The sequence below is a fragment of the Candidatus Manganitrophus noduliformans genome, from assembly GCF_012184425.1.
In the GTDB taxonomy this organism is placed as follows: Bacteria; Nitrospirota; Nitrospiria; order SBBL01; family Manganitrophaceae; genus Manganitrophus; species Manganitrophus noduliformans.
This window is the reverse complement of sequence record NZ_VTOW01000004.1, coordinates 218330-240907: the sequence shown is the minus strand read 5'-3', so window position 1 is coordinate 240907 and position 22578 is coordinate 218330. Positions and strand designations below refer to the sequence as shown.

General features: G+C 54.7%; 21 protein-coding genes. 5 read left to right on the top strand and 16 right to left on the bottom strand.

Annotated elements, in window-relative coordinates:
- The first annotated feature begins 178 nt into the window (after nt 1-178).
- Nucleotides 179-715, top strand: coding sequence for a DUF2231 domain-containing protein (locus tag MNODULE_RS19490; protein WP_168062845.1), 537 nt, complete (start codon nt 179-181; stop codon nt 713-715).
- 18 nt (nt 716-733) lie between these two features.
- On the opposite strand, the gene MNODULE_RS19485 is transcribed toward MNODULE_RS19490, so the two are convergent.
- Both MNODULE_RS19485 and MNODULE_RS19480 read right to left on the bottom strand, forming a co-directional pair.
- Entirely contained in the window at nt 734-2017 is a 1284-nt protein-coding gene (locus tag MNODULE_RS19485; RefSeq protein ID WP_168062844.1) for a dicarboxylate/amino acid:cation symporter, read from the bottom strand.
- A gap of 108 nt (nt 2018-2125) precedes the next feature.
- Nucleotides 2126-2665 carry a thioesterase family protein gene (locus MNODULE_RS19480; protein WP_168062843.1) on the bottom strand — a complete coding sequence of 180 codons (540 nt, stop codon included), beginning with the start codon at nt 2663-2665 and terminating at the stop codon, nt 2126-2128.
- Nucleotides 2666-3165: 500 nt separating this feature from the next.
- Between MNODULE_RS19480 and MNODULE_RS19475 the strand changes: the two genes are divergently transcribed.
- Both MNODULE_RS19475 and MNODULE_RS19470 read left to right on the top strand, forming a co-directional pair.
- Nucleotides 3166-3846, top strand: coding sequence for an ABC transporter ATP-binding protein (locus tag MNODULE_RS19475; protein ID WP_168062842.1), 681 nt, complete (start codon nt 3166-3168; stop codon nt 3844-3846).
- On the top strand, nt 3843-4877 hold the full coding sequence (locus MNODULE_RS19470) for an ABC transporter permease (protein ID WP_168062841.1): 1035 nt from the start codon (nt 3843-3845) through the stop codon (nt 4875-4877). Before MNODULE_RS19475 ends, MNODULE_RS19470 begins: the two co-directional genes overlap by 4 nt.
- Before the next feature lie 97 nt (nt 4878-4974).
- Here the strand turns inward: MNODULE_RS19470 and MNODULE_RS19465 are convergent, their stop codons facing one another.
- Together MNODULE_RS19465 and MNODULE_RS19460 are read right to left on the bottom strand one after the other, a co-directional pair.
- The gene (locus MNODULE_RS19465; RefSeq protein ID WP_168062840.1) at nt 4975-5517 is read right to left on the bottom strand and encodes a hypothetical protein; all 543 of its coding nucleotides are present in this window, start codon (nt 5515-5517) and stop codon (nt 4975-4977) included.
- Nucleotides 5514-6137, bottom strand: coding sequence for a hypothetical protein (locus MNODULE_RS19460; RefSeq protein WP_168062839.1), 624 nt, complete (start codon nt 6135-6137; stop codon nt 5514-5516). Before MNODULE_RS19460 ends, MNODULE_RS19465 begins: the two co-directional genes overlap by 4 nt.
- Before the next feature lie 247 nt (nt 6138-6384).
- Here MNODULE_RS19460 and MNODULE_RS19455 point away from each other — a divergent pair, with 247 nt between their 5' ends.
- Together MNODULE_RS19455 and MNODULE_RS19450 are read left to right on the top strand one after the other, a co-directional pair.
- Nucleotides 6385-6738, top strand: a complete 354-nt coding sequence (locus MNODULE_RS19455) for a hypothetical protein (RefSeq protein WP_168062838.1) — start codon at nt 6385-6387, stop codon at nt 6736-6738.
- Nucleotides 6739-6759: 21 nt separating this feature from the next.
- A complete protein-coding gene (locus tag MNODULE_RS19450) occupies nt 6760-7149 on the top strand; it encodes a cupredoxin domain-containing protein (RefSeq protein ID WP_168062837.1) in 390 nt (129 codons plus the stop codon).
- A gap of 38 nt (nt 7150-7187) precedes the next feature.
- Here MNODULE_RS19450 and MNODULE_RS19445 read toward each other — a convergent pair whose 3' ends face one another.
- The 12 genes from MNODULE_RS19445 to MNODULE_RS19390 form a co-directional block, all read right to left on the bottom strand.
- Nucleotides 7188-8651 (bottom strand): DegQ family serine endoprotease, encoded by a 1464-nt coding sequence (locus MNODULE_RS19445; RefSeq protein ID WP_168062836.1) that lies wholly within the window; start codon nt 8649-8651, stop codon nt 7188-7190.
- A 685-nt stretch (nt 8652-9336) separates the two neighbouring features.
- Nucleotides 9337-9561: a hypothetical protein gene (locus MNODULE_RS19440; protein WP_168062835.1), complete on the bottom strand. Its 225-nt coding sequence runs from the start codon at nt 9559-9561 to the stop codon at nt 9337-9339.
- A 37-nt stretch (nt 9562-9598) separates the two neighbouring features.
- Nucleotides 9599-10486, bottom strand: coding sequence for a phosphodiester glycosidase family protein (locus MNODULE_RS19435; protein WP_168062834.1), 888 nt, complete (start codon nt 10484-10486; stop codon nt 9599-9601).
- Nucleotides 10487-10512: 26 nt separating this feature from the next.
- Nucleotides 10513-12033: a hypothetical protein gene (locus tag MNODULE_RS19430; protein ID WP_168062833.1), complete on the bottom strand. Its 1521-nt coding sequence runs from the start codon at nt 12031-12033 to the stop codon at nt 10513-10515.
- Complete coding sequence (locus tag MNODULE_RS19425) at nt 12033-14663, bottom strand: hypothetical protein (RefSeq protein ID WP_168062832.1); 2631 nt, start codon at nt 14661-14663, stop codon at nt 12033-12035. Before MNODULE_RS19425 ends, MNODULE_RS19430 begins: the two co-directional genes overlap by 1 nt.
- A gap of 222 nt (nt 14664-14885) precedes the next feature.
- A complete protein-coding gene (locus MNODULE_RS19420) occupies nt 14886-15128 on the bottom strand; it encodes a hypothetical protein (protein WP_168062831.1) in 243 nt (80 codons plus the stop codon).
- 531 nt (nt 15129-15659) lie between these two features.
- Complete coding sequence (locus tag MNODULE_RS19415; RefSeq protein ID WP_168062830.1) at nt 15660-15944, bottom strand: hypothetical protein; 285 nt, start codon at nt 15942-15944, stop codon at nt 15660-15662.
- A 246-nt stretch (nt 15945-16190) separates the two neighbouring features.
- Nucleotides 16191-17579 carry a sigma-54 interaction domain-containing protein gene (locus MNODULE_RS19410; protein WP_168062829.1) on the bottom strand — a complete coding sequence of 463 codons (1389 nt, stop codon included), beginning with the start codon at nt 17577-17579 and terminating at the stop codon, nt 16191-16193.
- A 257-nt stretch (nt 17580-17836) separates the two neighbouring features.
- Complete coding sequence (locus MNODULE_RS19405) at nt 17837-18031, bottom strand: hypothetical protein (RefSeq protein WP_168062828.1); 195 nt, start codon at nt 18029-18031, stop codon at nt 17837-17839.
- Nucleotides 18032-18099: 68 nt separating this feature from the next.
- Nucleotides 18100-18438, bottom strand: coding sequence for an Lcl C-terminal domain-containing protein (locus MNODULE_RS25530; RefSeq protein WP_422666765.1), 339 nt, complete (start codon nt 18436-18438; stop codon nt 18100-18102).
- Between the two features lie 313 nt (nt 18439-18751).
- Nucleotides 18752-18964, bottom strand: coding sequence for a hypothetical protein (locus MNODULE_RS19395; RefSeq protein ID WP_168062826.1), 213 nt, complete (start codon nt 18962-18964; stop codon nt 18752-18754).
- 53 nt (nt 18965-19017) lie between these two features.
- The gene (locus tag MNODULE_RS19390; protein WP_168062825.1) at nt 19018-22170 is read right to left on the bottom strand and encodes an Ig-like domain-containing domain; all 3153 of its coding nucleotides are present in this window, start codon (nt 22168-22170) and stop codon (nt 19018-19020) included.
- Between the last annotated feature and the right edge of the window lie 408 nt (nt 22171-22578).

Genomic DNA, 22578 nt, shown 5'->3' with positions numbered 1-22578 from the left:
CCCTCCGGAACGAGCCGCAATTAGACCCGATGGAGTAGATTCCTTACGAATGAAGCACGATGGATGAGGAAACGGTGGGGAAATTGACAAATCATTCTTCCCGATATACTCTGTCATTTGTCGATCTGAATTGATAGAATAGAAGAAGCTTTCCAAGGCATTATTTTAGGAGGACCGAATGATCGAAACTTTACTTCCGGGGATGACCATCCTGAAGAATAACCTTCACCCGTTGATGATCCACTTCCCCATCGCCTTCTTTGTCGGGGCGTTGGCGATGGAAGCGATGGCGGTGTTCCGGGATGAGAAATTCCACTTCGCCGCCACCTGGATGCTCTACCTCGGAACGATTTCGGCGCTGATCGCCCTGCCGACCGGCTTCATCGCGGGCGAATTGGCGGCGCAGAACGACCCGCGCGGCCACAGCGCCCCCGGCCATGAACTGATCCACGTGCACCGGGACTGGATGGTCGCCACCACCGGGGTCGGGATTCTTCTCACGATCTATCTCTTTTGGATCAACGGCTGGGGGAAGTGGCGCTCGCAACGGTGGGCTTTCCTCTTCGGGCTGATGATTTTGTCCGCCCTCGTCGCCATGGGGGCCGACCGGGGCGGCCGGCTGGTCTTCGAGTTCGGCACCGGGATCAACCCCGAAGTGCTCGCCAAGCCGGCGGAAGAGGACGACCATCACGAAGACGACGGCCATTCGCATTAGCCTGTCGGCTCTTGATTCTTAATTCCTAATTCCAGATTCCTCATTGTCTTTTGCCTCTCCCCGCGCCACGTAGACCGCCGCCGCCAGATCTCCCGTGACGTTGAGGGTGGTCCTGCACATATCGAGCAACCGGTCGACCCCCAGGATCAAACCGAGCCCCTCCAACGGAATGCCGAACATTCCCAGGATCATCGCAATCACCGGAAGCGACCCGGCCGGCACCCCGGCCGTTCCGATCCCCCCCAGCACGGCGATCAACATGATCAGCGCCTGCTGCGACAGGTCGAGGGGAACGTCGAAGAGCTGCGCGAGAAAAAGGACCGTCACCCCTTCGAAGAGGGCGGTGCCGTTCTGATTCATCGCCGATCCCGCGGTGAGAACAAACCGGCTGACGTGGCGGGGGAGTTTCAACTCCTCTTCGGCGACCTTCAGCGCGGTCGGAAGGGTGGCGCTGGAAGAAGCGGTGGCGAAGGCGGTGATCATCGCCGCCCGGATATCCCGAAAGAAAGAGCGGGGCGACCGCCCCCCCAAAAACCGAACGGAGAGGGAATAGACGACGAACATGTGGAGCGAAAGGGCCAGCAACACCACCCCGACATACGCCGCAAGGGGGCGGAGGAGGTCGACCCCCAGCCGGGCGGTCATCGTAAAGAGGAGGGCGCCGACGCCGAACGGCGCCAGCTTGAGAACGCCGTGAATCAGGGTGAGGCTGACGTCGTAGAGCCCCTCGATCGTTTCCCGAAGCCGGGCCGCCCCTTTCGTCTCGGTCATCGACAGGGCGATCCCGAAGAGGAGCGAAAAGAGGATCACCCCGATCATCTCTCCTTCGGCCGCCGCCCGGATCGGGTTGTCGGGAAACATCGAAACGATCAGCCCGATCCCCGACCGCTCCGGCGGCTTTGCGGCGAACGGCGCCGTCCCCGACGCGGCAAGGGCGCGGAGCGACGCCGGAACCCCCTCCCCCGGCCGGACCAGATTGACCAGCCCCATCCCGATCGCCACCGCAATGAGAGAAACAACGACCGTATACGCCAGCGTCCGGACGCCGATCCGCCCCAGCCGCAGCAGGTCCAGCCCCCCGATGCCGACGACCAGCGCCGAGAAAAGCATCGGAATGACCAACATAAAGAGAAGCCGAAGAAAGATCTGTCCCACGGGGAGGACGATCTGGTTCACCAGCGGGTCGAACCACGGCGCTCCTTCCCCCAACCCCCGCGCCGCGACGCCAAGGAGCGTCCCGGCCAAAAGGCCGATCAGAATCGGGGCGCTCGGGTTCGAATGTTTCCTTTTTTCTCGTGTCATTCCCGAAACTCATACACTGTGGCGGCGATTAAGCCGCCGAAGGGACCCGAAAAGCGTCGCACGAGAGGGGAAGCCCAAAAGCAAAACGGCGCGCGGATCGGCCCCCCGTTAAGACGACTCTCCCCGGCGGGTCTTCTCCAGCGACCCCTCCGCCTCCCGCCAGCGTTGAACCGCCGGAGGGAGATCGGGCGAGGGGTGGGTGACGCCGACCGCTTTCAACACATCGGCGATCGGGACATTCCCGTTCCGGCCCCGGAACAAGCCCTTCACCAATCCGATCGCGATCAACTCCCCGCCGCGCTCGAAGCGCTGCTCGACAAAAAACCATTTTTCATCCCAGCCGACGACCCGGCTCTTTAACCGATACTTTTGGAACGGGTTCAGCGGGCGGAAGTAACGGATGAGGGCCGAGGCGACGATCGGCTGCCATCGGAATCGGACGACCGTTCTTCCCAGCGGGGTCCGCGCGATCAGATCGAGCCGGCCGAGATCCATTACCGTCAAAAATCGGCCGTTGTTCATATGGGCGTTGATGTCGAGGTCGGTCGGCCAGACCCGCAACGTCAAAACCGAGGCGTCGAGCGGTTTTAAGGGGGGCCGGAAGAAGCTGCCGATCAAAATGGCGATCAAACGGATAAACAGATTCATAAGCGATGCTGCGGAAAACCCTCCTCTTCGGGGCCGGAGCACCGCCGGCGCCCAGCATCACGCCGTGAAGGACAAGCGGGAACCGAATTCCTTGAGAGGATATCATACACCGGGGGAAAGGGGGAGTCAAAGAGATAGGAACCGTCGATTCCCCGGTGACGCGGGACACATTTTCCCTCATCCTCGAATAAGGGATAAAAAGGCAAGCAAATTTTAGTCTCTCGGTCGCGCGACGGCGGCGCGGGGTTGATTTTTATTCTTCAGAACCTTCATACTTATTCAGAGTCATCCACTGAGACAACGGTCGCTTCACGTTGGATTGTACCCGAAAAGAGATCGGAGATGAAAATCCGGAATAAGGAGGCAAACGAATGGTCGGTGTATTAGTCGTGGTCGTTTTGGTGCTTTTGATCATCTATTTAGCTCAGCGAGTATAGACGCGGGTCCCGCCCCCGGTCCTGTCGGGGGCGGGACCGACGCAAACATTAACGGCGGAAAACATGCAGCTTGAAGTTGACCATCTGACGAAAGTGTATCCCGGAAAAAGAGGGCTCCTCGCGACGAGCTTTAAAGTGGAAAAAGGGGAGTGCATCGCGATTGTCGGACACAACGGCGCCGGCAAATCGACCCTTTTGAAAATATTGGCTAACTGGATTGTTCCCGACAGCGGGCGTGCGCGGGTGGAAGGGATCGACCTGAAAAACAGATTGGCGCTGGTTCGAAAGATCGGCTTTGTTCCTGAAACGCCGAACCTTTTCGATCTCTTCTCCGTGGAGTACAATTTCAGACTCTTTGCCCGCCTATTTCAGATTCCTTTTGTACGGATCGAAAAAGCGCTGAAGGAATTTGATCTGCTCTCATTCCGCCACACGAAAGTGCGGGAATTATCAAAGGGGCTCAAGCAGCGGGTCAGCATCGGGCGCTCCCTGCTCCCCGATCCGCCGCTCCTTCTTTTCGATGAACCGACCTCCGGACTTGATTTTGAAATGACGAAAGAGATTTACAAACTGCTGAAGGGCCTTCATGTCTCCGGGAAAACCATTCTGTTTACCTCTCATCGGCCGGAAGAGATTCAAACCCTCGCCACACGGATCATGGTCCTGCATCAAGGGGGGCTCGTCTTCGACGGCCCGCCGGGGACCTATTTCCAATCCGAGATTCATGAGAACCTCTACGCATGATCAGGAATATCGTCACGCTGACCTCGAATGATCTGGCGATGGCATTCAAGAACAAGAGCCTCTACCTGATCCTTTTTACCCCTCTGTTCGTTTTCTTCACCTTGCAGCTCGTCGATCAGAGCGATGCCGGCCTTCAAAAAATAAAAATCGGGCTGATTCAAAAAGGAAACTATTCCTCAGCCATGATTGAAAGCCTCCGATCCGCCGATCAGACATTCGAAGTTTTCCGGTTTGCGGATGAAGCGGAAGGGAAAGCATGGTTGAAAGAAAAAAAAGGGGACGGCCTTTTGATCCCCTCCGAGAAAGAGCCTCCCCGTTTGGCGCTGATCGTTTTGACAAAGGCCTCTTTCCAAACGCTCGCCATCATCGAAAGCGTTTCCGCGTTGCAAAATGCCGTCGAGGGGAATCGCAAGCACTGGATTTCCGAGATTCGGGCGCTTCAGGAAACCGCGGTCCAAAAGCAGACCCTGCCGACCTGGGTCTTGATGCTGGTTCTGCTGGTGAGCTTTATCATCTTGCCGGCGCAGGTGGCCGAAGAAAAAGAGAAGAAACTCCTCCTGGGGCTTTTGCAAACGCCGATCCGAGAGACGGAGTGGCTGGCGGCGAAGTTATTCTTCGGGATGACTTTAACCGGCGCCGGCGTGCTCTTTCTTCATCTGCTCGGAAGATTTCAATTCGATCCGGGAGGGGGCTTGAGTTATGCGGCCTTTCTGATCGCCGGGAGTTTCTGCTTCAGCGCCTTTGGAATTTTTGTCGGTTTTTTGTGCCGCAATCAGGCGAGCGCCCGAACCCTCGGCGTCCTTTTTTATCTGCCGCACCTGCTTCCCTCCGCCTTGTCCGACTTTTCTCAAAAATTGACGGCGGTGGCGCCGCTCCTCCCTTCCTATCGGCTCTATGAGCCGATCCGGGCGATTCTTTTGGAGGGAAACCGCTTCCCGAATTTCGCCCTGGAATGGGCCTACTTGCTTTTGGCCGGTCTGGCGGCCTGTTTTTTCTCCTATACATTAATGAAAAAAAGGTGGCTGATGTGACATTGAAGCTCCCCGCAACAAGCCGCAAGGAATGCGACGCGCGCGCGTTCACAAGCGGAAGCCTCGCGGAAATTCGGTTGCCGTCGCAGAACCCGCCTCACTCCGTTTCAGGAAGCCCGAAGAAATAAAAGAGATAGATATCCTGATGCGGAACCTCCGCTTGATTCACGGCGGAGCGGAGCGCGCGTCCCTCGGCATTCCGGTATATGAGCGTGACGTGCGATTCCCCCGTGAGGCTTTCGCTGTACCAGAACGGGATGGAAAGGTGGGTCCCGGTGCGGATGCTGAAGGTTCGGCTGGTGGAGCCGATCCCGGCGGCATTTATTTTCGCCACGACGGAGAGGTCTCCCCGGGGAACGACTTCGCCGTCGAGCGCTTCGACCGCTTCCTTTAAAACCGATCGGGCGTAAGAAAGGATCGCCGCGGAGAGGGGGGCCGTCCCCAACATCTCCACCTCCAACGAAACCTTCTTCCCCTGCACCAGGCTCGGATCGAGGATTAAATTACGATCGAGCCCGGTCGAAATGACCCGCTGGGCGGTAGAACCCGTTCCGGACGTCGGGGGGACCTGCATCACCGTGGCGCAATTCGCCAGGAAGAGGGCCGGAAGAAGGAGCAGAGGGAGAAGCGGCAGCCTCATTTCAACGTCCGGAAAGGGCCGATCATGTAAAACCAAAAACTTTCCCGCAGAGAGGCCTTCCCAACGCGGTCGAACGTGGTGACGAGGCGCGCTTCTTTCAGGTCGTAGAGGGCGAAGTGGAAATCGGCGAGGCCGCGGACGACCTCGGCGTAATAGATCAACGGGAGATCGCGGCGGACCCGATCGACCCCAAAAGCGCGCGCCCGGGCGGTCAACCGCAAATCGGCGTCGGCCTCGGAGGAAACGACCCGAACCCCCTGCTCCACCAGCTTCTCCGCGATCCAGGACTGGATGAAGGTCTCCTCCGGGCTTCGTTCCGTGAACCGCTCGGTAAGGGTCACGACGTCGAGGAAGATCTTTTTTCCGGAATACGCGCCCAGATCAAGGCGATCGACCACCTTTCCAAGGGCCACCGTCTCGATGATCTGGGAATTGGCGGAGAGGCCGCTGACCGGCCCCTGGTAGCGCTGTGTCGCACAGGCGGAGAGAAAGAAGAGAAGAAAAATGGAGAGAACCGGCGAGACCGCCCCCCTCGAACACATAATCCGTTTCCCATTGTGGAATATCCCCATCAACGCGATCCCTCCCGCGACATCGGCTTGCGATGGATAGTATACCATCTTAGGAAATTCCGTTCGGCAAAGTCAATTTTTCAAATCAACGGACGGCCATAACGATCTTGCCGGTGTGCCGGCCCGACTCCGTCGCAAAAATTCCAGAAACAACGGCCTCCGCCCTCCCTCTCCCTCCTTGATCGGTCCTCCCGCAAAACACCCCGTTTGTGGTGTTGCCCCTCCTTGAGGGATGAGGCAGACTGGGAATTGTAAACGATTGACCCGTCCACCCACTCAAACAAGGAGGTCTCCTATGGAATCTATGGCCTGGTTGACATCGGCGCTCTCCCCCTGGATCGGCTTTTTGTCCGTGGGAGTTTTCGCTCTGATTCCGGCCGTCTATTTTCTCTCCGTCGCGCGGCCGGCGCGCAAGCGCGTTCCGGTGATCTGTCCCGAAACGGGAGACCCGCTCCGGGTCGGGATGGAAATCAACATTTTCCGGAATCCCCGAAAAATCGGAAAAGGGCTTGACGTCGTGAGCTGCCCGCTCTTTTGCAGCGAGGAGATCCTCTGCTCGAAAGAATGCCTGCTCGAGAGCAGACCGCAGCAGATCCACCGGAGGGCGGTCGAGCGGCATCTTAAAAAAACGGCGATGGTCGTCTCTTAACCCACGGAAAAGGAGTGAACAATGAAGGTCGCAGCGTTGGTCCTAATTTCTTTCATCCTCATCGGCGCCGGAACGGCCCATGCCAAAACGTATCTTCTTAAGACGGAGATGTCGGGCGAGTTCGCTTTTATCGGAGAGGATGGAACCAAGAACCCGACCCTGGAGGTGTATGAGGGAGAGGTGGTTGAATTGATCATCGAAAACGGCGACGGGGCGCCGCATGTTTTGTCGATCCCCGAGCTGGCGGTGAAGTCGGCGCGCGTTGACACGGTGGGCGAACGGACGATCATCAAATTCGTCGCGAAGAAAGGAGCGTTCCCCTACTTCTGCCCTCTCCCCGGCCACCGGAGACTCGGCATGGAAGGGAAGATCATCTGCCTCCGAAAAGAGGCGAAACGTCGACCCGCTTAAAGCGCGCAACGGGTTCGGTTTTTATTCCGGATGATCCTCTAGGAGGGCCGGACGGCCATAAAAAAGGTCCGGCCTCCCCGGTCGACCAATAGAAGCACCGTTTGATCTTTCTTCATCTTTGAGATCATCGTCTCGTACTCCTTCACATTCTTGAGCGGTTTTCGATTGACCTCCACAAGGATATCGCCCTGCCGGAGCCCCGCCTCCTCCCCGCCGCTTCCCGTCGCCACCCCCTCCACGACGACCCCCTCCCGGCTATTGTTCAGAATGCGCTCTTCCAACGCCTCCGGGGAGATGTCGCGGACCTCGATGCCGTCCATCGGCGCGCTCGTCTCCCTCTGCTCCGCTTGCGGCGGCGCTTCCCGAGCGGCTTCTCCCACATTTTCCTCGACGGTGACGCCGATCGTCTGCGGACGCCCTTCCCGGTAAATGTTCAGCTTGAGCGGGCTTCCGACCGAAGCGGAGGCGGTCAAGTTCCGAAATTGCCCCACGCTCTCGACCGGCTCTCCGTCCGCCTCTAAAATAATATCCCCCCGCCGCAGCCCCGCCTTGTCGGCGGGACCGTTGATCAGAAGATCTCCGACGAGGACCCCTTTCGGTTTGGAGAGACCGAACTCTTTCGCCAGCTCCGGGGTCACCTCCTGAATCGAGATCCCCAGCCAGCCCCGGACGACCCTCCCCGCTTTCATTAAACTCTCCATCACCGGCTTCGCCATGTTGCTCGGAATGGCGAAGCCGATCCCCATCGATCCTCCCCCCTCGCTGAAAATCGCCGTATTCACCCCGATGAGTTCCCCCCGGATATTCACCAGCGCGCCACCGGAATTTCCGGGATTGATTGGCGCGTCGGTCTGGATAAAGTCTTCATAATCGGCGATGCCGACATTCGCCCGCCCGACGGCCGAGATGATGCCGAGGGTGACCGTTTCCATCAGTCCGAACGGATTGCCGATCGCCAGCACATATTCTCCGACCTGCAATTTTGAAGAATCTCCCCAGGAGGCCGACGGCAGGTTCCGGGCGTCGATCTTCACCACGGCGAGATCGCTCTTGATATCGCTCCCCACGACCTTTGCGGAAAACGCCCTTCGATCGTTTAAGATCACCCGGATCTCCTTCGCGTCGGCGATGACATGGTGATTGGTCACGATATATCCGTTCGGATCGATGATCACCCCCGACCCGATCTGGCCTTGCACCTGACGGAGATGAGAGGGGGAGTCGCCGAAGAACCGCTTGAAAAACGAGTCCTCGGAAAAGGGGTCCAACGAGGGGAGATCGCGCCCGCCGTGGAGGCTGGTGGTCGAGATGTTCACCACCGTCGGGGTCATCCGTTCCGCGATCTCCACAAAAACCGGTTCCGACAAAGGGGGATCCGCCGGAAGCGAACGGCTCTCCCGGGGCGGCTCCACGGCATGGGCGAGGAACGGAAGAGGGACCCCTTCGGAAATAAATCTGAGAATGAAAAAGAGAGCGAAAACCGTTTTGAACAGATGGTCCATGACAGCCCTCCGTATCGGATGTAATTAGATTAACACCGACATGGAAGGGCGGTCCGTGAAAGCGCTTACAACGGAGAGGGAGGCGAATGATTCAGGGAATGGCGGGATTGTGTTGAAGCAGGAAACCGGATCGGCTCTCCCAAATGATAGGGAGCGTGCCGAGGGGAAGCTTCGCTTATTGTATTCGTCGCGGAACCCACAGAGGGTCACGGGTAACATCGGCAGGAATCAATCGCTTCTACTTAAAATTGATTAAAATTTGGAGCGGGAAACGGGATTTGAACCCGCGACCCTCGCCTTGGCAATCCCAAAAAGAAATATAACATAAGTCCTTGTGATTCGGCTGGTTTCTCCCAATGCAATTGATTCACAAGAAAAAAACTCTTTTATACATTGTTTTCTTTTCATACCGGTTCTACCTATTCAGACGAGTTATGACACAATCCTGACACATTAAAAAGTCACTTCGCAGACAATGACTCTTGAGTTTTACGAAAACCGGTCAACTTAACAAAGGTGACCACATCCTCAGGGGTTTGGTAATCTTTGGCCGGTATCTACGCTATTCCATCTCATTACCGCGCCCGATTCAACCGCCAAAGGGCTATCCTGTCTCACCAGTTACTATCGGAGAGCATCTACGAAAAAGACGATTCGACCTGGGCCTGACACATGAAGCTGGAGGTCAACTCCTTGGTGTCACCCAAGAACAGAGATAGAAAAAGTTGGTGAGGCATTTTAGGGTGTCTTTGGATTTTTTAAAGTGTTGTGTCGCCACGGGGATAATGACAGCCTCAAATTCACTCCCATGCGATTTGTGAATGGTGAACTGGGTGACAGTCCTTTTGGAGAGGTCCGTCTTGGCGGAGAGATGTTCAACGATTTGGGACTTGGTTTTGGGCTTGGCCATCAGGTTTCTCCCTGTCATCGGAGGAGTGCAGTCCAGTTCACTTGGCATGCACTGCCTTTTGCTTTGGATAAAATACTAAATAGTTTGTAACTGTAGCAATCAGGTTAGGATCCTCATGCCTGTCCGAAGCGACCACAACAGCACCATTCACTGCAAGCGCCACAGAGCTCCCACCATCTACCAAGAACGCATCTCTTACACCCATATTAACCAGCGCTTCTTGAATGTCATCCGTATGTCTGCCGTATGTTCCACCTTCCCGAGCATAAAACAAAAGATAGCCAGATTCTGGAGCTACTCCAATTATTCCTATACCCCTCCAATCCTGCTGCATATCGAAGAATACATTAAGGTCTTTGTCATCGTTCACTGTTTGCTTTACCCCGAATCTTATGAATGAAAAAAGACCAGTGACGTGTGTTTTGATTTGTTCGACAAATGGTAGCGTAGCGTTTTGACCGTATTTGTATGAACGTATGCCTCTACCTGGAGAAGTTTGCCCGAAGGTGAATCTCTTGCGGACCACATTCAGTAATTTGGCTTCCTGAGTCCCTGGCGTTGCTTGGGGATCAAGTGAGGTCGAAAGACGCTGCCCTTGATCATAGAGTAAGCCAATTGTCTTTGGAGGATCAATTCCTTTGGGGTTGAACATGGCACCATTGATGATTATCGAAGAATCCGAAAAGTCCTTGACCGCATCATGAATAGTTTTGCCTGCGACCGTGTATTCAATGATTTTTAGATCAACTTTCGATGCCTCTACAACCGCCCAATTGGCTTCAGGGTCTTCGCTATCCTTTCCCACCGCCATTGGAATTCCTCTGGTCTTGAGGAGCGAGAAAAAATTCGAATTTCCAAAAACTATCGGATCTTCCAACAGTTCCTTCCATAGCCCTTCTTTTTTTTTAGCTGCGGCAATATCCATGTTCTGTACAAGCCTCGAATACTGCGTTACTCACCGAACGTGTCTGGAGAATAATTAACATGCCAATGGTGCCTATGTTGTAATCTCATTTTGTCCTGTTTTTCCTTTGGCTTTCCCTTCCACGGTGTTGGGTTGATCTTTTTAATAGCTTCTCTAATGGCACTGAGATCTGCAATGTTTGCTTTATCTATCGTAGTTGCAAGTAATTCGTCTATGCGTATTAATAATTCCTTCTTAGCCTGTACTGTTATTTTCTCAGAGGCATAAAGGACAGAAGTTGGGAAGGTCAGATAAATACACTTGGTGAATTTCTTAGCTACGTTATAAAACTCCTCATACCTTTTGTGCGGAGGAAAATCCCAGTCAAAGAGGCGATCTCCCAGAGAGTATTCAAGTTCTAACACAACTCCTATTGGCTCCTCTTCAACGTGCTGTCCCATGGTAACGACGAGAGTTGCAGGCCCCTCTCTTCCCACCAAATTTGGAAGATTTTTCAGGTCAAAGTCGAACATTGAACCATTCCTGTGTTCAATGTGTGGCGGATGGGCTCCTCCATGTTTAAGCGTCCCTGCAGTGATACAGAATTGAAAGTCGTTTGATACTACCCCCCTCTCAATAAGGTTGTCCCACAACTTTTTCACTTTCGCTGCTTTGATTATCGCGCCATCCCGTGCATACATCTCAACTGGAAAAGGTGCAGAAACTAGATCGCCCGCCGAAAATAGATCTCGCGGAATAGGTTTAAATTCCCAGGGATAAGTTTCGCCAAGTTCCCCAACGGAACAGACTTTAAGCTTGCACCAGTTTTGCCAAATATTTACTTCACGAATCAGGCTCTCAATAGCCTGTATGTAAGTTTGAACACTGTTCCTCAAACCCAAATCTTCCAAGAAGGTATCTTCGTTCAAAAGGTGAATACTTATCTCATTATAAGCCTCTAACTTCAAAATAAAAGCAGCACAGTCCTTTGCCCTCTCAGAAAGAGACCAGCCAGCATCTCCATCTTTTTTTCCCCATATACTTTTGTAGTCTAAGGCATTTACCATCGTTATGACGATGCACAATCGGACGATTTTAACCCAAGCCATATGCTCTTCAAATTTCGGCAAGAATTGTTGCCAATCATCGACCGGAAAGGCTTCTGGGGCAAGGTCAGTCTCAACTCTCTGGACCAGGGGGGCGACTTGAACGTAGAAATCTCCCACCGCGCTGCTCTTAAATGTGGGCTTCCGCCGGCCTACCGAACCAGACAATGTAGGGAAAATCGTCATTCCTACCAGCACCGGCTCCACAGGCTTAACCTCCAGGTACGTTGTAATCATTGCTTCCATGTTGTCCATGGAAGTTAGCAGGGTTCTCTCGGTATCGTGATACGGTCGGGATTTCTTTTCCGGAGGTGGAAAACGAGCGAGCAGCTTGGACCTCAAGTTCTCTTTTAATTTCGTCAGCGTAGCCTTGAATTTGGTTGGGGTAGGATAATAGTACGGTGGCGGCGGTAGGTATGGTTTCTTCTTTTGTAGCGGAGCCAAACTAACTGCTGACATCATTAGTCCTCTTTGTCGGTATTGATCCTCACCTCTACATTTGCTGGCTGCGTTACTTGAGTTAGGGCTTTCTTCTTCAGTTCAACATCTTGCCTTTCGCTTTCGATCATGGCATTTCGGAGGGCGTTGGCATCATCAACCTCATTCTTGCTGAATTGATCCGCAGCGCTGGTCATGCTTTGAATCACTTCAATGTGCGTCCCATCTGTTGGCATCAACTCTGTCCAATGGGCGAGACAGGTATATTTCTCTTTGAGCTCAGGGCACTCTTCCCCTGTACTGGATACAATATTAGTTTCCTGATCATCCCCGAAATAACTCTTACGGTAATTAGCGAGCTCCGTTTCAATATTCGTGAATGTCTTTTCCTTATTTGGGTCGATAAGGTTACCATTTGTAACCTTATCGAATATCCACCTTAAGGCAATACGCTCTACGCTTGTCCCCCCTATTTTACCCATTTTGATAGGCAGATATAATCTCGCCCAACTGGCATTAAAGAAATCTGCTGGTTCCTTAGTGGAATCGCGGAGCGTAGGACCCGACCACCAGCTTGGATAAAGCACATATGAAGCTGCATCCCAGTCAAACAGTTTCTGCCACATGTCGATTTCCCAGCCCTCGTCGCGTACGCTGGGTGTGAAGTACTTGTTAATGATGATATTCATCATCTCTGCAATGGGGTTGTGCTGTTTCAGAGTTTCTTGTTCCCAATCATTAGCAGCTTCTACTCCCTTTTCATGTGCGTCTTTAAGTAGAGTGTCTTTATCTCCTTTCCACTTATCGTGCTCTATTTTCCATTCATCTAAGTCAGCTTTATATGCCTGCAAGTCAGGATGGGTGGCCGGATCCGGTTCAAACCGGACCTGAGCTTGAACATAAACAGGCGAAAACTCATTCATGGCCTTTTTATCCTGTTCTGCCACCTGATTAGATACTAAGTGAGCTGCCCACATTGCTGCGACTGCTACTGCCCCTGCCGGGGGATTCACAAATGCTAACGCTACCGCCATCAAGTTCAGCGACAAATATGCCCACAGCGGCCTGCTACTGACGGTTACTTTAACCGGAATTATTACTTCATTGCCGCTAAGATAGGGATCGCCGTCCGGCTCAGCGAAGGCGGTTCTTTGCATGGCGGTGTCCAATCTTATGCTGTTCTTAACAGTATTGATATCACTATTCCACTTGTAGTTTGTCGGCACGTCTATCCTAATTTTGTAGCTACGATCGGCAGGAGAGTCAGGGGTGCTACCATCCCACCAATCCCATTTATCAACATGCACTGATCCAAACTCAGTTAGATTTGGTACGGTTCTTCCCGCAGGCTGTGTCGGCTCCGGTGGGAGCTGAATATTGTTTTGTGAATCCTGTATGATTTTGCTTCTTCCATCTCTAATCCTTTTTATAAAATCAAAGGCAGGGTCTTGGATGTACGGCGCCCAACAAAGCCTAACCCCGTATCGTTCCTGAGACACCTCAAGCACTCGCAGGATTTTGAAGTAATGCAGATCAACTGCGGTATATTTGTTTGGGTTCCTTATCACTCTCTTAGCGGTGGATTCAAAGCCTTCCTCTGTTGAGAGTTTAAATGTTACTTTGTGTTGCGTCCGGTATTTCGAAGCGGTTTTCGAACTTGCAGTTTGACTCTGTTTGATCGAACGTGACTTTGTCTGGCTATCGGCTTCAGTGATATTGCGAGAGTGAGAAGCGTTAGCATCTATTTTCACCACCTCTACTTGCGCGCCGACCGACCCGCCTACTTGGAATCCTCTCGCATCGGTTAGACTTGTTTGTCGTTCAAAGCCTTCTTGGATTTCGTTTGTTAATGTACTTGATAATTCAAGATCAAATTGTTTTTCTTGCTCGGTTTGTTCTTCAAAAGTCGTCGACCTCTTCGAGAAGGTCTTTTGTTCCAAGACGACTTCTTCTCCGGGTGCCAAGCTTAGGGTATAGACATGCTCGCCTACTGTAAAACCTTTCGGTCTAATACGTGTCCTGTCAAAAAAAACATAGCCCACATCTGATTTAATTGCATTGAGGAAAAAATCAAGTTGTTGAGCCTGGTTCGAACCGGCGGAGGGTGTCATTGTACCAGCCACTGCGGCACTGATCGCCATGCTTACGCTCTCTGTTGGTGTGCTATACATCTCAGGGGCCGCTTCGACTGCAGCATTGAGTTCTGTCAATTTTCTTTCGATTAGATCGACCATCCCTCGATCGCTTTCAGAGACCCTGCTTTTCAGCAGGACAGCGAAATCTTTAACATCTTTAACATGGTCTTTAATTTTATCTTTCGCGACGTAGCGAATTTCAGGCCGGTTAGCAATACCAAGGCCGGCGTCAGGGCCGGGACCAATTGGCGGTAGTGTTATTTCATTTTTTTTCAGCAAGTCCGGCAGTAGAATCGCATGTTTTTCAGCGATATCCTTTACCCTGTCGAACCAAAGTGGGTCCCGTAGGTGCATCATTGGGAACCGCCTTTTCTTATATTCCGGTAAAATAGGGGTCTCGCTATCATCAAAGGTTATGGATAAGGGGACGAAGTAATAGGAAGAGACAAACCTATCCGAAAACTCTGTCCCACATCTCAAGAATTCTTCGTCCATGCTACAGACAATAGCCTTTTGCATTGCAGTTACCTCCTTGAACTTAAATTGGTTCTTCCAGAATTGTCTTGGGCCTGTAGGTTATGACCTCAAAATGAATGAACATATTGCACTCGGCGTTCACGATGAGAGCTTGCCGGTACGCCCGGCCGCCCCTGAAAAGGTTATAGACAAGTTGCAGGGCGCGAGACCATCTCATGCAGGCGTCCCGGACGTCGAAGCACGACCGAGCGCATGGGCGATCATCTAGGCATTGCCGGGATCCCGGAACCCGCCGCCGACGTAGACGAGCAGATCGATCTCCGAAGGCCCACAGCCCGCCTCGGCCCTTGCCACCGCCTCGGAGAGCAATCGGATGGGCGACTCGCCCGGAGCGAGCCATCGGCGACATTCGATCCCGGAATAGTTGAGAAGGTGCAGAATCCGTCTGGCGGTCCGCCTGAAATCGCCCTGAAAGGTTCCTTGGCTGCGCCGGGTAATCAAGGCCAACACTTCTTCGTTGGTTACAACTCGACTCGGAAAACTCGCGGCGATACCCGCAATCCGTATCTGGCCCCTCTCTCACACAAAACAGACCCCGACACCCTTCCCGTCCTTCCCATTCCCTCTCCGGACCACTTCCGCCGTCACTTCGTAGTCGGAGCGGCCGGGGTCGATGCGGAGCTTCACCCTGGCGCCGTCGGGAGGAACGCCTAAAACGGCCTCACGCCTCCTCTTTTCCCCTGGCGCATCCCCTCCTCTTTTTCTGTCAACACCCCTGCTCTTAATTTCTCCAAGAGGGATCTGCTGCCTTCTTCTCTCCGCGCAGTCATCCTGAATCGCCCCCCGGCTGCCAATCCGGTCTCTGGCTACAATTTCAAAATCTGACTTTGCCGTGGCCTTGGCCGTTTCACTTTATCCGTTGGATGTTCCATCGTATTTTGGTAAGGTTTTCCGTCCTCACCGATCCTCTCATTTCCAGAAGGAAGATTCCCGCCGGGTGTCTCATCCCCAATCCTTTCAGCCATATCGCTTTTTAGGTTAGTCCTCAAACTCATCAATAAATGCCCTGATCTCTTTGATGCGGCTCTTGTTCATCCCGTAGATCTTTTTGGAAGGAGTCGCCTCCCTTTCGATCAACCACTCTTTTGAAACCAGGAAATCGACCGCCTCCTGAACCTCCCTCACCCCCAAAGCCGTGCCACCTTTCAGAAGCCACCACTGCAGGACGCCTTCGATCGTATCCTTGGCATCCGGATTCGCGACCAGGTAGCGAAAAAGATCCCGGATGATCACTTGACGGCTGCCAGTGTCATCTTGATTCAAGGTAAAGACCGGCTCCGAGAAATCCTACAGGGGATTAGCAAATCGGATGCCAAAAGGAAGAGTTGCATATCTCTTTGAATTATCATGTGTTTTCCTATTAAGCTAGACCAGTGATGCAACTTTTTGGTTGCACCACTATTGGGGAAAATTCCTGGAATTCCTTTGAAAAACAACAGGATCACAACTGCAACAGAAATATGGCACCTGTGCAACTTCTCGGTTGCAGTCCAACCGCCTCTATTCAGATCAGAGCGTTTTCTGGAAGGTCTGGCGCTCCAGTCCATATTTTCGAAGAAGCCGCTGAAGCACCTGGCGCTTCTTCCCGGCCCCCTTTGCCGCTTGTGTGATATTTCCTTGATGTCTTGTCAGAAGGTCGCTCAGGTAGGCCCGCTCAACGGAGGCAATGGCCCGGGTCTTGACCGCTTGAAGGGAGTCCCCTCCCGACGCTTCCCGCCGGGGAGGCTCCGGAAGATGGATCGCTTCCGGCTGAAGCAGCGGGGAGGAGCCAAGAACAACCGCTTTTTGCAACACCCCCTCCAATTCCCGGACATTCCCCGGCCAGGGATAGGCAAGCAATTTTTGAAGGGCACGATGGGAAAGATAAGACGCCGGTTTTTCATACTGGTTCGCATATTTCGCCAGAAAATGAGCGGCCAGAAGCGGGATGTCGCCGCTCCGCTCTCGGAGGGGGGGAGCGGTGAGGGAGAGGACATGGAGGCGGTAATAAAGATCTTGTCGAAAGAGCTTGCCCTCCACCAATTCCGTTAAGTTCGCATTGCTCGCGGCGATGATCCGGACGTCGGCCACCCTGCTTTTGGCGGCGCCAAGAGGACGATACGCCCGGTCCTGCAGGAAACGAAGGAGCTTGACCTGAGCCGAAGGGCTGATCGCGTCGATCTCATCCAAAAAGAGGGTTCCCCCCTCGGCTTCGGCGATCAGCCCCGCCGCCTCTTGCGATGCGTCGGTAAAGGCCCCTTTTGCATGGCCGAAGAGTTCATTTTCAAAGAGATGATCGGGCAGCGCCCCGCAGTTGACCGGAATAAACGGCTTTCCTCGTCGAGGGCCTTGATAGTGGATCGCCCGCGCGAAAAGCTCCTTGCCGGTTCCGGTCTCTCCCGAAATCAAGACGGCGGCATCGGATCGGGCTAAAAGCGGGATCTTCTCTACCACTTCAACGAAGCATCGCTCCTCTCCCACCAATGATTCAAGGCGAGGATCTCCTTTTGTTTCTTCGGCGCTCTTTCTATTCCGACAGAGAAGGCGCCGAAGGCGGAGAATCAGATCGATCTCCCTGCATGGGCAGGAGAGAAAATCATCGAGCCGGTTAATGAGAATCGAATAGAGCTCGTGTAAAGCAACCCATTTTGAACAGACCAGACCGACGATGGGAATCGGCCCCCATCTCTCCCTCAAGCGGTTGAGCGCCTCTTCAAGAAGGATTGTAGAGCAGGGTCGGAAAAGGATCAGATCGGGTGTATAGGAGAGAGGCCGAGAGGGGATGATGCTGTTGATGGTCTCAAGAAGTATCTTCTGAAGAGGAAGGGCCTCTCCGATTGTTTTTTGAATCTGCAAGAGATTTTGATCGAGGCATGAATCGGGGCCAAGATCAATGAATAAGATGTAACGCCGGTCCATTTTACCTCTGCGCGAGAAGGGAGCGGTGAATCGTACATGAAACCTGATTGTATTCGTGACGGCTGATGCCGTTATTACCAGATGTGCCTAATCGACGCTCTGGGCCTCCTGCCACAACTTTTTAAAGACCCCTGTCTTGACCCACTGAGAGAAATAGTAGTAAACGGTGCTCGGCGGGCAAGCGTTCCCCAGAAACCCAGCCGTAAGGAAGATCGACAGAATGGATGATCGCAGAAAGGCAGGAACGCCACCCTTTATCATAGCTGACCCGCTTCCGATATCCAGCCAAGGATCGCCACGATCAGCATGATCGAGAGCAGGAACGGGGATCCTTTGAAGAACCCCGCCGCAGAGCGGCGGGGATTGCGCTCGCAATGCGTGTTCAAATGCTGCACGATCCCCTGAAGTACCTTCATTTGCGTTTCAGAAGATGGATCTTTTTCCTTCGTCACCGGAATATCCCTCAAAGGCGGCGCTCCCGCTCAGACCGGACCGCCTTCAGACGAAACGGCTTGACAAATCACTGAGCATCCAGGCCTGATCCGCCTCGCACACACCATACATAGAATTTAGCGTTCTTATCATAGATGCCCCACGCCACCCCGCTAGGACTCGGACTCGATACCCACGCGCTCGTCGTCCAACCTATGTCTGTAGTGGCCGACCAGTATCCCTTAAGCTGTACATTTTGGAATGGATGGCCACTACCAAGTGGATACAGGCTTTGCAGCTCCTGAATTGATGGGAGCCTCCAACCACCACGAGTTCCTGTCGTCTTCGTTACACATACATGAGGGGCACTACTAGCCCCATCCCAATTCCAAGGATGCTCTGTTATGTCCGGCGACCTCTCCCACACAAGCCCCGTCTCCTTGTCGAGCACCGCCGCGCCCCCCATCACCAGCTTGAACCGCTCCGATGCGGGAAGGGTCTGATCCCACGGTTGTGAAAGCTCGCTCAGGGGTCTCATCGTCGGCCCAGGGGCAGCGCTCGGATTCAGGTCGCCTGCAAATGCCGGGGTACCAGACATCGCTACGGAAAGTGCCGCTGCAAATAACCATTGCCATTTGCACTTCTCCCCTCTCATTGTCTTTTCCTCCTCTTATTTTTGGTCTTCTGTTTTTGTGTTGCCTATTCCTTTCCTCCGGGACAAATTCCCGAGGGATATTCTCCTAAAACCCTTCCACAAACAAAAAAGCCGGACCGCGGAAATGGCAACACTTCCTTGGACCTATCTTCTCGATCAGGAGTAGGACCAGCGGCGCGCCGTAGCGCTCGGCTTTGAGCGGGATCCTTCGAACCCGGTAGCGATTCCCCGCGATGGAGGCGACCGCCCCGATCCGATCTGCCAGATCAGCCGGAAGGGGGGGGTAAAGGGACCCCATTACGCACGAACCGCGAGCGGACCTCCCCGCCTATACCTCCCGCCGCTCCCTCCTCATTCCGCCGGGAAGCCGGTCGCAGCAAGAAAGACATCAAAGAAATTGTTTGTATCCCCGGTCACCAAGTTGGTTCCACATGAACTGAAGGCAACATACCGGCCATCGGCGCTGATCGAGGGCAACCCAGCGGCCCCGCAGTTGTCTTGGGTGCCGTTGCTTGTAACATTCACTCGAACCGTTGACGGAACACACCCCGCCGGCGCCCCCAAACAGGTGTCTCGAACGAAAACATCCCGCGCGCTGGTATCTCCGGCCACTAGATTGTTCGCGCCGGAATCAAAGGCGACATAACGGCCACCGGCGCTGATCGAGGGATACTCACTGAAGCTGTTCCCCTGAATGCCGTCAGTCGACACCGATACGAGGATGGTGGACGGAACACACCCCGGAGGCGCCCCAAAACAGGTGTCTCGAACAAAGATGTCAGTTAAACTTAAATTGGTATCTCCGTCCACCAGGTTGCTCGCGCCGGATGCAAAGGCAACATAACGGCCGTCAGAGCTAATGGAGTGCGCTTGAGAACCAGCATTACCCGCGGTGCCGTCGGGGGCGACTGAGACCGGCGTGGTTGATGGAGTACATCCCGCCGGCGCCCCTATACAGGTATCTCGAACAGAAATCTGAGAAAACGAGTTAAAGGCGACATACCGGCCCCCGGCGCTGATCGAGGCTCTACCACCCGCTCCAGCCGCTCCAGCCTGAACGAGGACTGTGGACGGAGTACACCCGTCCACCGCCCCCAGGCAGGTGTCTCGAAGATGAATTCCGAGACGATCAAAACCGACATACCGGCCGTCTGGGCTGATCGAAGAGTTGATGCCTCGCTCGGGGTTGCCGTCGGTTGCAATGAAGGTGAACGGGGTACAGCCCGCCGGAGCGCCGATACAGGTGTCCCGAACAAAAACATCTTGCGCCCCACCGTCAGCATCTGTCGGCACCAGGGTGCTTGCGCCGGACTCAAAGGCGACATACCTGCCGTTCGCACTCATAACGGGCGGTAAGGACGAAGTATTCGCCTGGGTGCCGTCGGTCGCCACCGAGGCCCGAATGGTGGAGGGGACGCATCCTACCGGCGCACCCAAACAGGTGTCCCGAACGAAAACGTCCGCGGCAAGATTGGTATCCCCCGCTACCAAGTTGCTTGCCTGGGATTGGAAGGCGACATACCGGCCATCGGCGCTGATCGATGGCGGCGCCGAGATCAACCCGTTCCCCTGAGTGCCGTCGGTCGCCACCGAGACCCGCTCGATGACGCCGATGACGGCCGCTTCCGTGGTGAAATTCCAGACAAAATCGGCCGCCAGGGGGTTGCCCGCTAAATCCTTCACGCCGGTGGTGATCGTCGCGGTATAGGTTGTGGAGAAAGCCAGAGACGCCGACGGCGTGAAGGTGGCGGTTTTCCCGTCCGGGTTGAGGGCAACCGTCCCCGCCGCCGGGCTCCCTGCGGCGGTCTTCAGGGTGAAGGTCGATGTGTTGATCGTCGCCGGATCGACCGCCTCGCTGAAGGTGGCGCTGACCGATGTATTGACCGCCGCCGATGTCGCCCCGGCCACAGGAGCGGTGGAGAGGACCGTCGGCCGGGTGGTGTCGAGTGTAAGAGAGTCGGAAACCGCCAGAGAGATATTCCCCGCCGCATCCTTAAACCAGACATGCACCGTCTTTGCGCCGTCTCCGCCGCTTAATGTAAAAGAAACAGTGGTCGAGGGAAACGATGTCGTCGGTCCAACTGCCGTCCACCCCGCCGCCGTCGGTGATGGAGCGGTTGCGCTTTCCGAAGCGTAGTAGCCGGTCACTCCGATATTATCTGTCGCCGAGATAGAGAGATTCACGGCCGTCGATGAGGTAAACTCAAGACCGACGTTGATGAAGTTTGCAGCGGTGGTGTTGGCCGGGGCGGCGCTGTCCTCTACATAGGTGATACCCGCTGAACAAGGAGATCTGTTGCCTGCGGCGTCGGTAGCGGTGGCATGGAAGGTGGTCGTTGCGTTGTCGGCAACAGTTATTGTCAGCCCCGGCGAGGCAAACTCCGCCGCGCTCCCCGTGGCCGCCACCGCAGAGGCGCAGGTTGCATCGGTATAGAGCTTCACCGTCGAGCCGGCTTCAGCCGATCCGAGCACCTTCGGGAAGTTGTCGTTCGCAGGAGAGGGGGGTAAGAGGCTTAACCCGGTCGGCGTCGCCGGAGCGGTGCTGTCGGGGGGAGGGAGGGGAGCGGGTGGAGCATCCCCCGTGGTGAAGATCCAGAGATGCTCGGCCGCAAGGGGATTGCCCGCTGCATCTTTCACCCCGGTGGTGATCGTCGCCGTATAGTCCGTGGAGAAGGCGAGGCTCTCCGATGGGGTGAAGGTGGCGCTCTTCCCATCGGCGCTGAGGCTGACCGTCCCCGCGACGGATGTTGTCCCCTGCGTCAGGGTGATAGGGGCCTGATTCGGAGGGGAATCGCTCCTCCACGACGTCTCTGCCGCATAGGGAGCAATAGATCCGGTAAGATCAAAGCTGATCCAGCCGATATTCTCTCCCCACGCCTTGCCGCTAAAGGCCCCGGTGGTGGCGTTGATCGAAACCCCTCCGCCGGCCGGGGCGAAGTTGATCCACCCGACGTTCTCCCCCCAGGCATATCCGGAGAGATGCCCCGCGCCGTCGTTGATCACACCGCCGTTCGTGGGGTCCAAATGGATCCATCTCACGTTCTCCCCCCAGGCATAGCCGGTCACTGAAGAGGCAGTGACCGTGACCCCAGGACCATAAGAGGGCTTGAAGTTGATCCAGCCGACATTTTCTCCCCAGGCATACTGGGAGCCGCTGTTGTCCGTGTCGATGTTTCCGGGATAGATCACCGTCCCCGCGCCGGATATTGTCCCCTGCGTCAGGGTGAAGGTCGCCGTGGTGATCGTCGCCGGATCGACCGCCTCGCTGAAGGTGGCTTGGACCGTCGTATTCACCGCGACCCCCGTCGCCCCCGCCGCCGGAGCGGTGGAAGAAACCGCCGGAGCGGTGGTGTCGGGGGTGGTGTCGGGGACAGAGATCTGATCCGGCCCCGGGTTATTGCTCTCTCCGCCTCCCCCGCCGCAGCCGGCCAGTCCCAAGGTGGTGAATACAAATATAATAAACCCGATGAATCTCAGCTTCTTCTCCCCACAGATCCGGTTCATGAACATCGAAACCTTCCTTGCAATCCTCCCCCCGGCGACGGGTGAGAGGCATGTTGTAATTCACGGCCGTCGATCGAAATCCCCTCTTTCGTATGCTCCGCAGGCTTATACCACACCGTTGGTAACACGGCGGTAACAGATCGAGAAAAAAGATTGGCAAAAAAGCAAGATTTTGCTTGGTGACGCGGATCGGGGAATATCACCTTAGTAAGCGCCAAGGGAGATCGCCTTGGAATCTCGGATGGAGATAGAAGGATTATCCAGACCTTGGACAACCGACGGAAGTGTGTTACTTTGCGGAGACCAATACGATGAAAGCGGAACTTAGGATTGATTGATTGATTGATTGATTGATTGCAAACATGGAGCATTACATTCTCTGTAGGAAGCGATCACCGGCATCCTGTT

Coding starts and splice junctions, on each gene's coding strand:
- MNODULE_RS19460 (WP_168062839.1), bottom strand. CDS start 6,137: ATGGTATACTATCCATCGCAAGCCGATGTCGCGGGAGGGATCGCGTTG.
- MNODULE_RS19410 (WP_168062829.1), bottom strand. CDS start 17,579: ATGGACCGGCGTTACATCTTATTCATTGATCTTGGCCCCGATTCATGC.
- MNODULE_RS19490 (WP_168062845.1), top strand. CDS start 179: ATGATCGAAACTTTACTTCCGGGGATGACCATCCTGAAGAATAACCTT.
- MNODULE_RS19390 (WP_168062825.1), bottom strand. CDS start 22,170: ATGAACCGGATCTGTGGGGAGAAGAAGCTGAGATTCATCGGGTTTATT.
- MNODULE_RS19425 (WP_168062832.1), bottom strand. CDS start 14,663: ATGCAAAAGGCTATTGTCTGTAGCATGGACGAAGAATTCTTGAGATGT.
- MNODULE_RS19430 (WP_168062833.1), bottom strand. CDS start 12,033: ATGATGTCAGCAGTTAGTTTGGCTCCGCTACAAAAGAAGAAACCATAC.
- MNODULE_RS19450 (WP_168062837.1), top strand. CDS start 6,760: ATGAAGGTCGCAGCGTTGGTCCTAATTTCTTTCATCCTCATCGGCGCC.
- MNODULE_RS19435 (WP_168062834.1), bottom strand. CDS start 10,486: ATGGATATTGCCGCAGCTAAAAAAAAAGAAGGGCTATGGAAGGAACTG.
- MNODULE_RS19445 (WP_168062836.1), bottom strand. CDS start 8,651: ATGGACCATCTGTTCAAAACGGTTTTCGCTCTCTTTTTCATTCTCAGA.
- MNODULE_RS19470 (WP_168062841.1), top strand. CDS start 3,843: ATGATCAGGAATATCGTCACGCTGACCTCGAATGATCTGGCGATGGCA.
- MNODULE_RS19485 (WP_168062844.1), bottom strand. CDS start 2,017: ATGACACGAGAAAAAAGGAAACATTCGAACCCGAGCGCCCCGATTCTG.
- MNODULE_RS19480 (WP_168062843.1), bottom strand. CDS start 2,665: ATGAATCTGTTTATCCGTTTGATCGCCATTTTGATCGGCAGCTTCTTC.
- MNODULE_RS19465 (WP_168062840.1), bottom strand. CDS start 5,517: ATGAGGCTGCCGCTTCTCCCTCTGCTCCTTCTTCCGGCCCTCTTCCTG.
- MNODULE_RS19475 (WP_168062842.1), top strand. CDS start 3,166: ATGCAGCTTGAAGTTGACCATCTGACGAAAGTGTATCCCGGAAAAAGA.
- MNODULE_RS19440 (WP_168062835.1), bottom strand. CDS start 9,561: ATGGCCAAGCCCAAAACCAAGTCCCAAATCGTTGAACATCTCTCCGCC.
- MNODULE_RS19455 (WP_168062838.1), top strand. CDS start 6,385: ATGGAATCTATGGCCTGGTTGACATCGGCGCTCTCCCCCTGGATCGGC.
- MNODULE_RS19395 (WP_168062826.1), bottom strand. CDS start 18,964: ATGGGGTCCCTTTACCCCCCCCTTCCGGCTGATCTGGCAGATCGGATC.